This is a genomic window from Vibrio satsumensis (assembly GCF_050337435.1).
GTDB classification, from domain to species: Bacteria; Pseudomonadota; Gammaproteobacteria; order Enterobacterales; family Vibrionaceae; genus Vibrio; species Vibrio satsumensis.
On the sequence record NZ_JAKJSX010000011.1, the window covers coordinates 38,862 to 54,290 of the forward strand.

A 15,429-nucleotide genomic window follows, 5' to 3' on the forward strand; every position below is an offset into this window, starting at 1 on the left:
ATGTTAATGTCGGTAATAATAATGGTTGTGGTCATTACTAGGTGGCTTACGTGCTGCATATCAAATTCTCTGCTTGTGCTTTACTCTACGTGTATCAATTTTTACCACTAGACGTCAATGAAAAGTTGCGTTTTTTTTACATTCGCACCATTTTTCAGAGCAAACCATCATTTTAGGGATAAAACACCCTGTATTAACCTTCAATTAAGATACTGAATTCACTCACCGAGCAAATATAAGTAGCTAATTGCATATTCTAATAACAAAATGCTATATCGATTGTGCGGCGAGCGTACAAATTCTGTGCTTTAATTGAACGATAACGTTCGAAAAACAATAATAATGACATCAGGAGTGGGAAGTGAAGAGATTACTTATTCTTATAGCCTTGGCTATGCCTGTTGTTTGTTCAGCGAACAGTTTACCTCTTCTAAATAGTTTGCCTCTGCTTCCCGGTCAAATCGATCGCTCTTCTCATAAATTTTTTATCTCCACCCAAAACGCATCGAATGAAAGCTTCGATACTTGGAAAATAGACAGTGGCTATTCATATAGTTTGTTTTCGGATGTGGATCTTTATGTCGGTACACGTATCAATAGTGCTGCACTGAAACAGGAAAGCGGATTCTTGAGTGGTGTCAGTTATCAGTTCTCAGAAAGAGTCTCTTTCAACAGTTCTCTACACACCTATAAAGATGAAACCGAAGACAATGAGAAATCGGTGGCCGCAGAAGTTTCTAGCCGAGTACAGCTGACCGACAATTTAGATTTGCATGCCACTCTTGATTATGAAGAGTGGCAGCAAGGTGTTGAAGTGGGATTAGGATTTCGCTTCTAATCCAATTAACTTGATAGCGATGAATATGTTACGTATTCAGCCTCTTTTATTAGTTACGTACCAGTTATGATTCAAGCAATAGCTCAGATGAAATTAACACACCATTCCAATCGGCATAAATGTAATCCCCAGGCTGAATCAGTTGATTGTGTATAGATAGCGTGACATTCACTTGGCCTACGCCGCGCTTCTCCGTCTTGAATGGCGATGCACCCAATGCCTGAACACCAAGATCCATTTGCGACATCATGCCAACATCACGCACAGCACCGTTTACAATCACGCCTTCCCAGCCATTTTCTATTGCGAGAATCGCGAGTTGATCACCAAGCAGCGCCTTTTGGCATGAACCATTCCCATCAACAACAAGCACTTTGCCACAGCCGTCTGTCTCTAAAACCTCGCGAACCTTGGAATTATCGTGATAACAACGAACTGTTACAATTTTTCCAAAGAACGCACCACGTTGACCGAAGTTCTGTAATGGCATATTCAGTAGGGTGACTTTGCTTTCAAACTCATCACACAAGTCAGGTGTTATATCGTGCATATATCCTCCGTGAGTAAGGCGCTACCTGTTAAGTCAGGTGAGCCTCTATGCTTTTATATGTTATTAAAATTAATCCTTTGTTTTCATTGTTCTATGCTCAATTTATTACTCAATAAAAGTTGATTGAGCATATTTATCTACTAGACTCTTAGGAAAGCTTTCAGCTTCCTTGGTTAATAATCCGGTCTTTAGCATCCGAGATGTCCGAAGCATCTCGAATAATCATTCTTGTTTTGGTACTAAATAGTCACCATAACATTGGTTAAGTTGTAGCCATACTATTAAAGTTTGTTGCGATACGGCAATTGATGTAAATCAACAAACTGAATGGAATTAACATTCTCGCGTTGTTAGCATGCTGTTAACATTATAGAATCCTCTGCAATCACTAAAAGAATGATTGAAAGGCGTACTGGATCTACGTTATTGGGCAATACTTCAAGGAAGGCAGATAGCTGGAAGTAAGTGTTTTTTTGAAAACTTTAAGTTATCATCAAAAATACATTACCTGTATGTTATGTTTTTGCCTAGAATTTATTCTATTAGCACAGTTTCGTCACAAATTTAGGTACCGCCAAATGCAAACCCCGCAGATTCTTATCGTTGAAGATGAGCAAGTAACTCGTAACACTCTAAAGAGTATTTTTGAAGCAGAGGGATATGCTGTTTTTGAGGCTAGCGACGGTGAAGAGATGCACCAAGTGCTATCTGACAACCAAGTTAACCTTGTAATTATGGACATCAACCTTCCAGGTAAGAATGGTCTACTACTTGCGCGTGAACTACGTGAGCAAGCAAACGTAGCGCTTATGTTCTTAACTGGTCGTGATAATGAAGTTGATAAGATCCTTGGCCTAGAGATCGGCGCTGATGACTACATCACTAAGCCTTTCAACCCTCGTGAACTGACTATCCGTGCACGCAACCTTCTGAACCGTTCAATGAGCACAAGCTCTGTTCAAGAAGAAAAGCGCAGCGTTGAGAAGTACGAGTTCAACGGTTGGGTACTAGATATCAACAGCCGCTCTCTGGTTAGCCCAGATGGCGAAGGCTACAAGCTACCTCGTTCAGAGTTCCGTGCTCTACTTCACTTCTGTGAGAACCCAGGTAAGATCCAAACACGTGCAGACCTTCTTAAGAAGATGACTGGCCGTGAGCTTAAGCCACACGATCGTACTGTAGACGTAACAATCCGTCGTATTCGTAAGCACTTTGAATCTGTTTCTGGTACGCCAGAAATCATTGCAACGATTCACGGTGAAGGCTACCGCTTCTGTGGTGACCTAGAAGACTAATTCGATTGGCGTTTCTGGTCGTTTAACACTCGGTGTTTTTAACAGTAGAAGCGCAATCAATAGTTATTAAAAAGGGAGAATGCCAACGCATTCTCCCTTTTTTATTCTTCTTAATTGATAAGGCTTTAGTAAACCGTATCAACCTTAACGTCTTTCTCCACCAGCCACTTCACAGTTTCACCGTCTCTCAGCTCAACCGCAACATCAACAGGCTTTTCGCTATCGAACTCTAACTGCCATACAAACGCCACTTCCCACTGAGTCTCGCTATGTGTTCTTAGATCAAGGTCGTCAGCCGTTACTAGCAAGGTATCTGCACCTTGCTTAACGGTCACGCTCTCCACCGCAAGTGTTGCTGGTAGCTGTGAGTCTGACTCTAGGTAGATAGAACCGTGTAGTGTCTTATCTTGAGCTTCTCCAATCGTTGGCATCTTGTTGTGCCAAAGATTACTTTTCATTGTGACTGTAGATGTAGAGACTTCAACTTGGTTATCTTGCTGCCATTCTACTTGTGGTGCAGAACAGCCGGCTAATGCCACAACGCATGCGGCGAATGCTAATTTCTTCATTATTCTTCTACCTTTGATTTAACCAACTTTTTAAAACTTCAATATCGTTTTGGTATTCGTTATTTATTTCATCAACCCAATCTGAAATGTTCTCCCACCACGCAGGCATATCTGGAGATTGAGCTTTCTGAGCAACTTGCTGTATGCGCTTTAAGCCAATGGAGCCTGCTGCACCTTTAATCTTATGCGCCTCAGAAACGATACTGGCTTGATCTTTCGCGACCATGTTGGAGTTCAATATTTCCATATACTCCGGCATCATATCTTCAAACATCACGATACTATCCAAAACCGGTTTCGGCCCAACAATATCAACATAAGACTCTAGCATATCAATATCAAGTAAAGTGGTATCAACCGGTGAAAGAACAGGCTTACTCACGTCGACTTTATCAATGCTCTCAACCTTCTCCGTACCCGCTACTGTCTCAATTACCTCTGGCGCATCTTCGATCAGCTCGCTGATGACATCTTGGATTGCACGAACCGACAATGGTTTACTGATCGCTTCGTCCATGCCTTTCTGGAAGTACTCTTGCTTGTTATTCAATACGTTCGCCGTTAATGCAACCAAAGGCGGCAGCTGGCTGTATTTCTCGCGGTAGTATTGGGCAATGTCGAAACCTGTCATATCTGGCAGTTGGATGTCCAGTAATACCAAGTCATAGTCTTCAGGGTTGAAAGCTATTTGCGCCTCTTTACCCGTCATCACTACTGTCACTTCATGGCCTAAGCTTTCAAGTAGAGAACGAGCCACCGTAATATTGAGCTCAATGTCTTCGACCATAAAGATCTTTAGATTTGATTGCTTTCTTGGTGTCTTAATCAATGCTTGAGTATCGTGATTAACAGGCACACGAATCGAAACCGTAAAGGTACTACCAAAACCCTCTTCACTGGTCACTTCAATGTGGCCATCCATCATATTGATCAGTTGTTGAGATACAGCAAGACCAATACCGGTACCAACGGCGTGTAGATTGTCCGTTCCCGATTTCACCTGATAGTACATCGCGAAGATTTTCTCGATTTCACTTTCAGGGATACCAATCCCGGTGTCTTCTACTTCCATCGTGATGTTAGCAAAGTCGCCATCAATGTCGGCGCTGACTGTCATCACTACACCACCATCTTTGGTGAACTTCATCGCGTTACTTACAAGGTTCCACAGAACCTGTCTAAGACGAGTACCATCCACTTCAACGGCAGCAGGAAGATCAGACAATCGTTCTAGATCGAATCTCAATCCTTTTTGTTCGGCCATCAATGCAGAGATACTTTCAATCTCAACAACGAAATCTTCAAAGTTGATTGGGGTTGGGAATAGCTCAAGCTTACGACGGTCGAACTTATCCATATCGATAATATCGTTAAAGATATTACCCAGTGTCACTGCGCTCACCTTGATGGTTTGCATCTGCTTGCGCTGTTCAGTGGTCAGTTGGCTATCGAGCAACATTCGGCTCAGACCAATGATGCCGTTAAGCGGTGTTCTTAGCTCATGACTAATGGTTGAGATAAAGGTGGTCTTATCGCGACTGGCTTTCTCTAGCGACTCTTGGTGCTCTTTACGCTCGGTAATATCTCGACCAAAACCCACTAAGCCCAAGTGACGGCCATCTTTACTGTAGAAAGGCACTTTACGCAGTTCGAAGTAACTCTTACGTCCGTCAGGGTATTCAAGCCACTGGTCATAGGTCAGCGCTTGGTTGTCGGCAAATACTCTCTTGTCGGTTTCAACAACTTGCTGGGCAACCTCTTTGCTGTAGACATCCCAAGGCGTTAAGCCAACCAGTTCTTTTTCTGTTTTTCCGGTGAGCTCTTCCACCGCTCGGTTACAACCAGAAAACACACCATCTTCATTACGGTAGTAAATAAGGTCAGGAGAAGCATCGATAAACGAGCGCAATAGTGCCGTTCGCTCTGCCAGTTCAAGCTGAGTTCGCTCACGTTGAAAGACTTCATTTTCGAGATCGTGCATCGCTTCAGCGCGTGCTTCTTCAGCTTTTTCACGCTCTTCGATTTCTTGATTCAGCTTCTCGATATTGAGCTGTAACTTATTATTCAGCTCTTGGTCTCGCTCACGCATGTCACCAAGCTTAGAGACTAACTTCGCCAATCTTTGACGAGACTCTTCCAGCTGATCAACCACCACTGACAGGAAGTAAACCGCCCAAGGTGTGATCACTAAACCGAAGAAAACTGAACGGACAATGTCGATATCATCAACATTACCCTTGAGTGCGAGGGTTATGCCGACTTGCACAACAACAGCGAGGGCAACAAGCGCTAGGGCGAGTAAGATAGAAAAGCGGACAATCCCCAGTTTTACGAGTAGATCCACGTAATACTGGGCGAGATTTTTCATGGGTTTCATTTAGCGCTCCATGCGATAAGACTAGCAACATTCTACCCTGTTTGAAGATAGGAGGTAAGCTAGCTACATCACATGCAGCAAGAGAGCTAGGGTTATATTGTTTAAAACAGATAACCCGAGTAAATACTGGTTGAGTCAGTGATAGGTTTGTTTAGCGAATCGACGATGGATGCACAATTGAACGGTTTCGTCCGTCCGATTTTGCTTGGTACAGCGCGCTATCAGCCAAGGCAACCGCAGATTCCATCTCATCGTCAGGTGTCGGAATGTAAGAGATGATACCGATGCTCACCGTGATGAATTCGGAGACTGCCGACTTCTCGTGTATTAGCCCCAGTTTAACGACTTCACTATGAATGCGCTCCGCCACCAGCTGCGCACCATCAGCCGTCGTATTTGGCAGAATAAAGCCGAACTCTTCACCACCGTAACGAGCCACACAATCTGACGAGCGATTGAGTACCTTTTTAAACGCCTGAGAGACTTGAATCAACGCATCATCACCTTGCTGGTGTCCGTAATAGTCGTTATAGCCTTTAAAGAAGTCGATATCACACAGCATAATCGTCAATGGCAGCTTCTCACGCACATGGTAATGCCACAGTGTCGACAGCTGCTCATCAAAACGGCGTCGGTTAGACACCTGAGTCAAACTGTCCATAAAGCTGAGGCGCTCAAGCTCAAGGTTCGCTTCTTCAAGTTTTTGCTCCGCAAGGTAACGCTCAGTGATATCACGCGCCATGATCAGCACGCCATTGGTGCTTGAGGCTGGATCTCTAAACGGTGATTTCACCACATCATACCAAGTGTATTCACCATCACTAGACACCACCTTATCGATGTAGCGCAGTGATTTACCATGATGAAGCACTTGATGATCTGTGTCTGAGATACGCATATACATACTATTCGGCACCACATCTTGCAGGCGCTTACCCACTAGGTCACTGACCGCAGAGATACCAAGCGCCGCCACAAACGGTTTATTACACGCTTGATAAACCATGTTTTCGTTGAAGATACCAATCGAGTCTGGGCTCGCTTCCAAGATGTTTTGCAATATGGTGTCACGTTGCGCAAGTGCCACTTCGGTATCTTTACGCTTCTCCATTTCGCCACGCAATTTCTGCTGCATGTCATGCCAATCGGTCACATCATGACTAATAGAGAGCGTGCCGATGGTTTCTCCATCTTGCGAGAGCAATACACTTTGATAAGTTTCGAGCAAACACCCTTTGCCGTCCTGATCGGTTGTCCACGAACGCTCACTAACACGGCCTTTTAATGCACCACCAGAAACACTCAAGGTGCCCTCTTCCGGGCGACCGTGCCAAAATTTTTTAAACGAGCGATTACTCGCGACCAACTCACCCTTTTTATCTTTCACGTAGATCAGCTCAGACAAAGAATCCAACGCGGTACGAGCAACATTCAGTTCTCGAACTTCTTGGGACAGTTCTTCGTTAGTGTTTTTATAAGGTGAGGCGTGAATCATCCAAGCCTGCTTATTTCTAAAATGGATCTTACGACCGACCAAGTTGATCTTGAACGACTCAAATTCAGAAAGCGCCCACAGGGAGACCTGCTCGAAGGCTCGAGAGTTAATGTGATTGGTTAAGTAGTGACGAAAGCTGTTCTCACTTTCCACAGTAGGAAAGCGAAAATTAACACCGATTTGGCGGATACCAAGCAACTGCATGGCTTGGCGATTGGCATAGAGTATTTCGCCACTTCGAACATCAACAAAGTAGAGTGGCGACGGGGTAGCAAGTAGAAGCGTTTCGATATGCGACTGATAACGAGAATAGAGATGCCAGCAGATGAGAGCAATCAGCAATACAACAACGATATAAATACCGTAGCCATACGCCCTGTCCCACAACCAAGTCATTACCAGTTCCATTTACTCTCAATCTATACCATAAAATCTGTGAGGGAAATGTTACCACTATTTGTTGGTTTTATCTGCTGTTACCTACAGTCACCCATTTCTATTAATTGGCTGCGTTTAAAACAGGCAACGTGTACTCGAATGCAGAGCCAGTTTTGATGCCTTGAGCACCGGTTTTATCGAGCGAACGGCCTATTTCAGTCATCGCTAACCATCGGTTCTCACACCATAAAGGAGAAAGTAACGTTGGGCGTCTCGCCGCTGAAGAAACACGGTGATAAACCACGTCCGCAGGCGTGCGTTGAATGATATCACTCGCGATATCGATGTACTCTTCAAGGCTTGGGGCTTCTAGCTTTCCTGCCTTCCACGCCTTAGCCATGGTGCTGCCCTCTACTATATGAAGGCCGTGCAGCTTAATACCATCGGTGCCAACGGCTAATACCTTGTCTAAGGTTTCAAGGTTATCCGCTTTGGTTTCTTTTGGTAGGCCAACAATCAGATGAGTACACACCTTGATACCTAAAGCGCGTGCGCGTTGGGTGATCGTTTCATACACTGCAAAATCGTGGCCGCGGTTAATTCGCTTGAGGGTTTTATCATTGGCGGTTTGCAGGCCAAGCTCGAGCCAAATCTCATAGCCTTGTTTAACGTAGTCCGCTAACAGATCCAACACCGCATCAGGCACACAGTCTGGTCGCGTGCCAACACAAAGACCAACGATCTCTGCACCGGGTGCTTTTAGCGCCTCTTCATACATATTCTTGAGCACTTGCACCTCAGCATAAGTGCTGGTGTACGCCTGAAAGTAAGCCAAATACTTCTTGGCACGAGCAATCTCACCCGCACGATCTTTTAGCTGGTCAGCAATACTTTGAATTTGAGTTTGTTCATCAGCAAAGGAAGCCACGTTACAAAACGTGCAACCTCCACGGCCAATTGTCCCGTCTCGGTTTGGGCAGCTGAAACCACCGTGAAGCGTCAGCTTGTGGACTTTCTCGCCATAACGGCGTTGAAGATCTTGGCCGATAGTATTAACTAACTCATGTAATTGCATATTTTCAAAGCACTCAAGTAAATAAGAATGAATATCAGTCTTTTTTTGAAAAAAAATTACATCCCTGCAAAATTCGACCAATTAGTTTACTCAAGGCTTTTTGCGAGCAACCTAACAAATATCAATAAACATGCAAAAAATCTGCTCTATTTACCTAATGTTGCACATTTGTTAGACATTAAATTCAAAATAAAACGAAAAAAATGGTCTACATGGTTCAACTTTCATTGCAATTCGCCTAAACAAAATTGTAGGATACTTACACATATTGGCTATTTTTGAGTATTTACTTACAACTAAAACTTGCTAATAAGTCGGTGATATCCATATCCCACCTATATAAACCACTAGTTTGTGGTTAAAAATAAACGGATATCACTAAGGATTGTTTTTCTCGCAATACTTTTCCTGCGAGATACGGAAAGGATTCAAACCGCCAGCATAGGCAGGTTTAGACCCATAAATATAAAAGGACAAGGCTGACTTTATACAAAGAAGTTGCGCCTAGATTTAACTGGAAGGATGTATCTATGGTAGATCAAGAGCAGAACTCACAGGGTCTGTATACTCCTGAATTGGAGCATGACGCTTGTGGTATCGGTTTTGTTGCGCATCTAAAGAATCGCAAATCTCATGATGTAGTAACTCAAGCACTCGATATGCTTGCACGTATGGAACACCGTGGCGGCCAAGGCTGCGATCCGTGTTCTGGTGATGGTGCAGGTATCCTGCTACAGAAGCCGCACGAATTCTTACTAGAAGAAGCCGTAAAGCTTGGAATTAAGCTGCCATCTTTTGAAAAATATGGTGTTGGTGTTGTACTTTTCCCTAAAGATGAACACAAACGTGCACAGTGTCGTGACATTCTAGAACGCAATGCACAACGCCTTGAGTTAGAAGTTATCGGTTACCGAGAACTTCCAACTGACAATTCAATGATTGGTGCTGACCCACTAAGCACTGAACCTCAATTTGAACACGTATTTATTTCTGGCGGCCCTGGTATCACACCAGAAGAGCTTGAGCGTAAACTGTATGTTCTACGTAACTACACAGTTCGTGTATGCCTAGAAAGCGTTTCAAATATCGGTGATGACTTCTACATCAACTCTATGTCTTACAAGACATTGGTGTACAAAGGTCAGCTAACAACTGAACAAGTTCCTCAGTACTTCCTAGACCTGCAAAATCCAACCATGGTGACAGCTCTAGCACTGGTACACTCTCGCTTCTCTACCAATACATTCCCACGTTGGCGTCTAGCTCAGCCTTTCCGTTACATCGCGCATAATGGCGAAATCAATACGGTTCGCGGCAACCTGAACTGGATGAAAGCACGTGAAGCGATCCTTGAATCGGATCTGTTTACACAAGCTGAAATCGACATGCTACTGCCTATCTGTCAGGAAGGTAGTTCGGATTCATCAAACTTCGATATGGCGCTTGAGCTACTTGTTCTTTCAGGTCGTACTCTGCCACACGCGTTGATGATGATGATCCCGGAAGCATGGCAAGAAAACAAAAACATGGATCCAACTCGTCGCGCGTTCTACCAGTACCACGCGAACGTTATGGAACCATGGGATGGCCCAGCATCTGTATGTTTCACCGATGGTGTTCAAGTAGGTGCAACACTTGACCGTAACGGTCTGCGTCCTTCTCGCTACACAGTGACAAAAGACGACTTCCTAGTAATGGCGTCTGAGTCTGGTGTTGTTGAGATCGCACCTGAAAACGTTGAGTACCGTGGTCGTCTACAGCCAGGTCGTATTTTTGTTGCTGACCTTGAGCAAGGCCGCATCATTTCTGATGAAGAAGTGAAAGACAGCATTGCTAAAGCACAACCTTACGAAAAGTGGGTTGAAGAGAACCTTCTGAGCTTGAAAAAGCTACCAGATGCGAGCAACGAATTTAGCCAACCTTCTCCAGAGAAACTTCTCCACAAACAGCAATCGTTTGGCGTGAGTTCTGAAGAAGTGAACGAAATTATTCTACCTCTTGCGAAAACAGGCTATGAGCCGCTTTCTGCAATGGGGGCTGACTGGCCGCTAGCGATTCTTTCTCACCAATCGCAGCACCTTTCAAACTACTTCAAGCAGCTGTTTGCACAAGTAACTAACCCACCGATCGACCCGATTCGTGAGCGTATGGTTATGTCTCTAAACACTTACCTAGGTAAAGATCAGAACCTACTTGCTGAAACACCTGAGCACTGTCAAAAGGTAGAGCTTGAGTCTCCAGTACTTTCTAACTCTGAGCTAGAAAAGCTGCGTGCAATCGATAACGAGCACCTTCAAGCGAAGACGCTAGATATCGTATTCCAAGCAAACGGCGACCAAGGTAAGTTAGAGCGCGCACTTAAGCGTATCTGCCAATACGCAGAAGACGCCGTGATTGATGGCTACTCTATCATCCTACTAACAGACCGTGCGGTTAACTCTAACCACGCTGCTATTCCAGCAATGCTGGCAGTTGGCGCGGTTCACCACCACCTAATCCGTAAAGGCCTACGTGCTAAGTGTGACATCGTTGTTGAAACGGGTGATGCTCGTGAAACACACCACTTTGCAACGCTTATCGGTTACGGTGCGAACGCAGTTAACCCATACCTAGTGATTGAAACGATTGTTGAACTGCAACGTACTAAGAAGCTAGATCCAAACGTACACCCACGTGAGTTCTTCGATAACTACCGTAAAGGTGTCAACGGCGGTCTACTGAAGATCTTCTCTAAGATGGGGATCTCTACGCTGCAGTCTTACCACGGTGCACAAATCTTTGAAGCACTTGGTGTAAGCAAATCAGTGGTTGAAAAATACTTCACTGGTACTGTTTCTCGTATCCAAGGTCTAACGATCGACGATATCGCACGTGAAGTGCTTGTTCGTCACCGTGTTGGTTACCCAGCTCGTGAAATCCCAGCTCAAATCCTTGATGTTGGTGGTGTTTACCAGTGGAAACAACGTGGTGAGAAACACTTATTCAACCCAGAAACGATTTCTCTACTTCAAGAGTCGACGCGTAACAAAGATTACGGCCAGTTCAAGAAGTACGCAAAAGCAGTCGATGACCAAGGCGACAACGCAGCAACGCTACGTAGCCAACTTGATTTCATCAAGAACCCTGCAGGCTCTATTCCTCTAGAAGAAGTAGAACCAATCGAGAACATCCTTAAGCGTTTCGCTACTGGCGCAATGAGCTTTGGTTCAATCTCGCATGAGGCTCACTCAACACTCGCTGTTGCGATGAACCGCATTGGCGCGAAATCAAACTCAGGTGAAGGTGGTGAAGACCCAGCACGTTTCGAACGTAAAGAAAACGGTGACTGGGAACGATCAGCAATCAAACAGGTGGCTTCTGGTCGCTTTGGTGTAACGTCTTACTACCTATCTAACGCTGATGAGCTGCAAATCAAGATGGCTCAAGGTGCGAAACCTGGTGAGGGTGGTCAACTACCTGGTGATAAGGTTGATGACTGGATCGGCGCGACGCGTCACTCGACTCCGGGCGTAGGTCTTATCTCGCCACCGCCACACCACGATATCTACTCAATCGAAGATTTGGCTCAGCTAATCTACGATCTGAAAAACGCGAACCGTAACGGCCGTGTAAACGTGAAGCTAGTATCGGAAGCAGGCGTAGGTACGATTGCGTCGGGTGTAGCAAAAGCAAAAGCTGACGTAGTACTTATCGCAGGTTTTGATGGTGGTACGGGTGCATCTCCGATGTCTTCTATCCGTCACACTGGTCTGCCTTGGGAACTGGGTTTAGCAGAAACGCACCAAACACTACTGAAAAACGGCCTACGTAACCGTATCGTTGTTCAGTCTGATGGTCAGATGAAAACACCACGTGACCTTGCAGTAGCAACACTACTTGGTGCAGAAGAATGGGGCGTAGCAACAGCAGCATTGGTTGTTGAAGGCTGCATCATGATGCGTAAGTGTCACAAGAATACATGTCCTGTTGGTATCGCAACACAGAATAAGACTCTACGTGAGCGTTTCGACGGCCGCGTAGAAGACGTAGTGACTTTCTTCCAATACATGGCTGAAGGCCTACGTGAAGTAATGGCTGAACTTGGCTTCCGCTCTATCGATGAGATGGTGGGGCAATCGCACAAACTTAAAGTTCGTGACGACATCGGCCACTGGAAGTACAAGAACCTAGATCTAACACCTGTACTGCACATTGAGCAGGCTCGTGAAGAAGATGGTATCTACAACCAGACACAACAAAACCACAACCTAGAAGATGTTCTCGACCGTAAGTTGATTCAAGCTGCGATTCCTGCACTTGAGAAAGGTGAAGCCGTAAATGCAACCTTCCCTATCATCAACACAGACCGCTCTGCAGGTACCATGCTGTCGAACGAAATCTCGAAGGTTTACAAAGACCAAGGTTTACCACAACCAATGAACGTTAAGTTCCACGGTAGTGCTGGTCAATCTTTCGGTGCGTTCCTTGCGAAAGGCGTTAAGTTCGAAGTAGAAGGCGACGCGAACGATTACTGGGGTAAAGGTCTGTCTGGCGGTACTTTGGTGCTGTACCCAGATGCGAAATCTTCTATCGTTGCTGAAGATAACATCGTGGTTGGTAACGTATGTTTCTACGGCGCAACCTCAGGTGAATCTTTCATTCGCGGTATGGCTGGTGAACGTTTCTGTGTTCGTAACTCAGGTGCGAAGGTTGTTGTTGAGGGCGTTGGTGACCACGGTTGTGAATACATGACTGGCGGTGTTGCTATTATCCTTGGTTCAACAGGTCGTAACTTTGCTGCGGGTATGAGTGGCGGTGTCGCTTATGTTTGGGATAAAGCGGGCGACTTCGAAACCAAGCTTAACTCTGAACTTGTAGACCTAGATCCAATTGAACAAGAAGATAAAGATCTTCTACTAGATATGCTAACCAAGCACGTTGAATTCACAGGAAGTGAAGTTGCTCAGTCTTTCCTAGACAACTTTGAAGCAAGTGTTGCATCACTAATTAAAGTAATGCCACGCGACTACAAAGCAGTTCTTGAGAAGCGTAAAGCTGAAGCACAACAAGCACAAACGGAAGAAGTGGAGGCAGTATAATGGGTAAGCCTACTGGATTTTTAGAACACGGTCGTGAGCTTCCAAAGAAGCTCGACCCGTCAGTTCGTATCGAAGACAACAAAGAGTTCGTACTTAACGAAGAGTTTGGTGACAAGATCAATACTCAAGCATCTCGTTGTATGGATTGTGGCGTACCTTTCTGTCACAGCGGTTGTCCGATTGGTAACATCATCCCAGAATTCAATGACGCGGTTTACCGTGACAGCTGGGAAGAGGCTTGGAACATCCTAAGCTCAACCAATAACTTCCCTGAATTTACAGGCCGTGTGTGCCCTTCTCCTTGTGAGAGTGCTTGTGTACTGGGGATCAACCAAGACCCAATCACTATCTGTAATATCGAGAAAACAATTGTAGAAACTGCGTACCGTGAAGGGTACGCAAAACCTAAAACACCTCGTTCTCGCACAGGTAAAACAGTAGCTGTTATCGGTTCAGGTCCTGCTGGCCTAGCCGCTGCTGAGCAACTAAACAGTGCTGGTCACTCAGTAACTGTATTTGAACGTGACGAGAAAGTTGGCGGCCTACTGCGTTTCGGTATCCCAGATTTCAAACTGGGTATGGACGTGATCGATCGTAAGATCAATCTAATGGCTGAAGCGGGCGTTGAGTTTAAAGTGAACCAGCACATCGGTGTTGATGTTAACGCTCAACAACTACGCCAAGAGTTTGATGTGGTACTGCTAACGGGTGGTTCTACGGTTCCTCGTGACCTACCAATTCCTGGTCGTGAGCTAAAAGGCGTTCATTTTGCGATGGAATTCCTTGGTCAAAACAACCGTCGTGCCAACGACTTAGACCTAAAAACAGAAGAGATTCACGCTCAAGATAAGCACATTGTGGTTATCGGTGGTGGTGATACGGGTTCTGACTGTGTGGGCACATCAAATCGTCATAAAGCAGCAAGCATTACTCAGGTAGAGATCATGCCGATCCCACCTGAGAAGCGCCCTGCAAATATGCCTTGGCCTCAATACCCAATGATCATGAAAACAACAACTTCTCACGAAGAAGGTTGTGAACGTCACTGGAACATCTTAACCAAAGAGTTCATCGGTAACGAGCAAGGTCAAGTAACTGGTCTACGTATTGCTGACATCGTTTGGCAAGATGCGAAACCTGGTGAGCGCCCAAGCTTTGATGAAGTGGCGAACACTGAACGTGTTATCCCTTGTGATATGGCATTCCTAGCGATGGGTTTCTTACACCCAGAGCCAACAGGTGTGCTAGCTCAACTAGACATTAAACTGGACGAGCGCGGTAACGTCGCTTCTGAAGGTTACGCAACTAACCAGAAAGGCGTTTTCGCTGCTGGTGATATGCGTACAGGTCAGTCTCTAGTGGTACGTTGTATTAATGAAGGTCGTGAATGTGCAATTGCTATTGATGACTTCTTAATGGGTAACTCAAACTTAGAAGCGAAAGCTGATTCACTCATGCTTTCCGCATAATATTTCTCGGGCTAGCGTCAATGACGTTAGCCTAGAGGAAAAGCAACACCCTTCCTAACTTTTATATTTGGCTAGCACTCGATGCTAGCCTTTTTTCTATCTGGCCTTCGGCGTTTTCAAAAACACCCTGTTGTATATGTTAAATATCATTAACATTCACCTTGCATATCTCATTGATATCCATCGACTATTTTAGATTATTAAGTGGCTAATCGCGTTTATGCATGATAATTAACCATGAACTTGACCTTAAACACAATTAGCTATACGTTGTAAAGCTGATGAAAATAAAATCAATCGGTTTT

The 15,429-nt window shown here is 44.9% G+C and carries 9 protein-coding genes, 1 pseudogene and 1 other annotated feature (1 of these 11 cut by a window edge); of the genes and pseudogenes, 5 read left to right on the forward strand and 5 right to left on the reverse strand.

Features of this window, described 5'->3' with window-relative positions:
* Positions 1 to 46, reverse strand: a sequence feature (Thr leader region); it reaches 73 nt to the left of the window's first position.
* A 315-nt stretch (positions 47 to 361) separates the two neighbouring features.
* Positions 362 to 838 carry a ribonuclease regulator gene (locus L4C44_RS15150; RefSeq protein WP_146490544.1) on the forward strand — a complete coding sequence of 159 codons (477 nt, stop codon included), beginning with the start codon at positions 362 to 364 and terminating at the stop codon, positions 836 to 838.
* A gap of 64 nt (positions 839 to 902) precedes the next feature.
* Here the strand turns inward: L4C44_RS15150 and L4C44_RS15155 are convergent, their stop codons facing one another.
* Complete coding sequence (locus tag L4C44_RS15155; RefSeq protein WP_060983054.1) at positions 903 to 1,388, reverse strand: putative 4-hydroxy-4-methyl-2-oxoglutarate aldolase; 486 nt, start codon at positions 1,386 to 1,388, stop codon at positions 903 to 905.
* Between the two features lie 47 nt (positions 1,389 to 1,435).
* Between L4C44_RS15155 and L4C44_RS15160 the strand changes: the two are divergent.
* Positions 1,436 to 1,537 (forward strand): annotated as a pseudogene (locus tag L4C44_RS15160) (ribonuclease activity regulator protein RraA); the annotation flags it as partial.
* Positions 1,538 to 1,966: 429 nt separating this feature from the next.
* A complete protein-coding gene (gene arcA / locus L4C44_RS15165; RefSeq protein WP_004741534.1) occupies positions 1,967 to 2,683 on the forward strand; it encodes a two-component system response regulator ArcA in 717 nt (238 codons plus the stop codon).
* A 125-nt stretch (positions 2,684 to 2,808) separates the two neighbouring features.
* Here the strand turns inward: arcA and L4C44_RS15170 are convergent, their stop codons facing one another.
* The 4 genes from L4C44_RS15170 to mnmL all read right to left on the reverse strand — a co-directional run bounded on the left by L4C44_RS15170 (position 2,809) and on the right by mnmL (position 8,577).
* Positions 2,809 to 3,252: a hypothetical protein gene (locus L4C44_RS15170; RefSeq protein WP_428805320.1), complete on the reverse strand. Its 444-nt coding sequence runs from the start codon at positions 3,250 to 3,252 to the stop codon at positions 2,809 to 2,811.
* Positions 3,253 to 3,259: 7 nt separating this feature from the next.
* Positions 3,260 to 5,629 carry an aerobic respiration two-component sensor histidine kinase ArcB gene (gene arcB / locus L4C44_RS15175; RefSeq protein WP_428805321.1) on the reverse strand — a complete coding sequence of 790 codons (2,370 nt, stop codon included), beginning with the start codon at positions 5,627 to 5,629 and terminating at the stop codon, positions 3,260 to 3,262.
* Between the two features lie 151 nt (positions 5,630 to 5,780).
* Positions 5,781 to 7,532, reverse strand: a complete 1,752-nt coding sequence (locus L4C44_RS15180) for a sensor domain-containing diguanylate cyclase (RefSeq protein ID WP_428805322.1) — start codon at positions 7,530 to 7,532, stop codon at positions 5,781 to 5,783.
* Between the two features lie 91 nt (positions 7,533 to 7,623).
* Complete coding sequence (gene mnmL, locus L4C44_RS15185) at positions 7,624 to 8,577, reverse strand: tRNA modification radical SAM protein MnmL/YtqA (RefSeq protein ID WP_428805323.1); 954 nt, start codon at positions 8,575 to 8,577, stop codon at positions 7,624 to 7,626.
* Between the two features lie 530 nt (positions 8,578 to 9,107).
* On the opposite strand from mnmL, the gene gltB reads away from it, so the two are divergent.
* Positions 9,108 to 13,655: a glutamate synthase large subunit gene (gene gltB / locus L4C44_RS15190; protein WP_428805324.1), complete on the forward strand. Its 4,548-nt coding sequence runs from the start codon at positions 9,108 to 9,110 to the stop codon at positions 13,653 to 13,655.
* On the forward strand, positions 13,655 to 15,124 hold the full coding sequence (locus L4C44_RS15195; protein ID WP_017630242.1) for a glutamate synthase subunit beta: 1,470 nt from the start codon (positions 13,655 to 13,657) through the stop codon (positions 15,122 to 15,124). Before gltB ends, L4C44_RS15195 begins: the two co-directional genes overlap by 1 nt.
* Positions 15,125 to 15,429 lie beyond the last annotated feature (305 nt).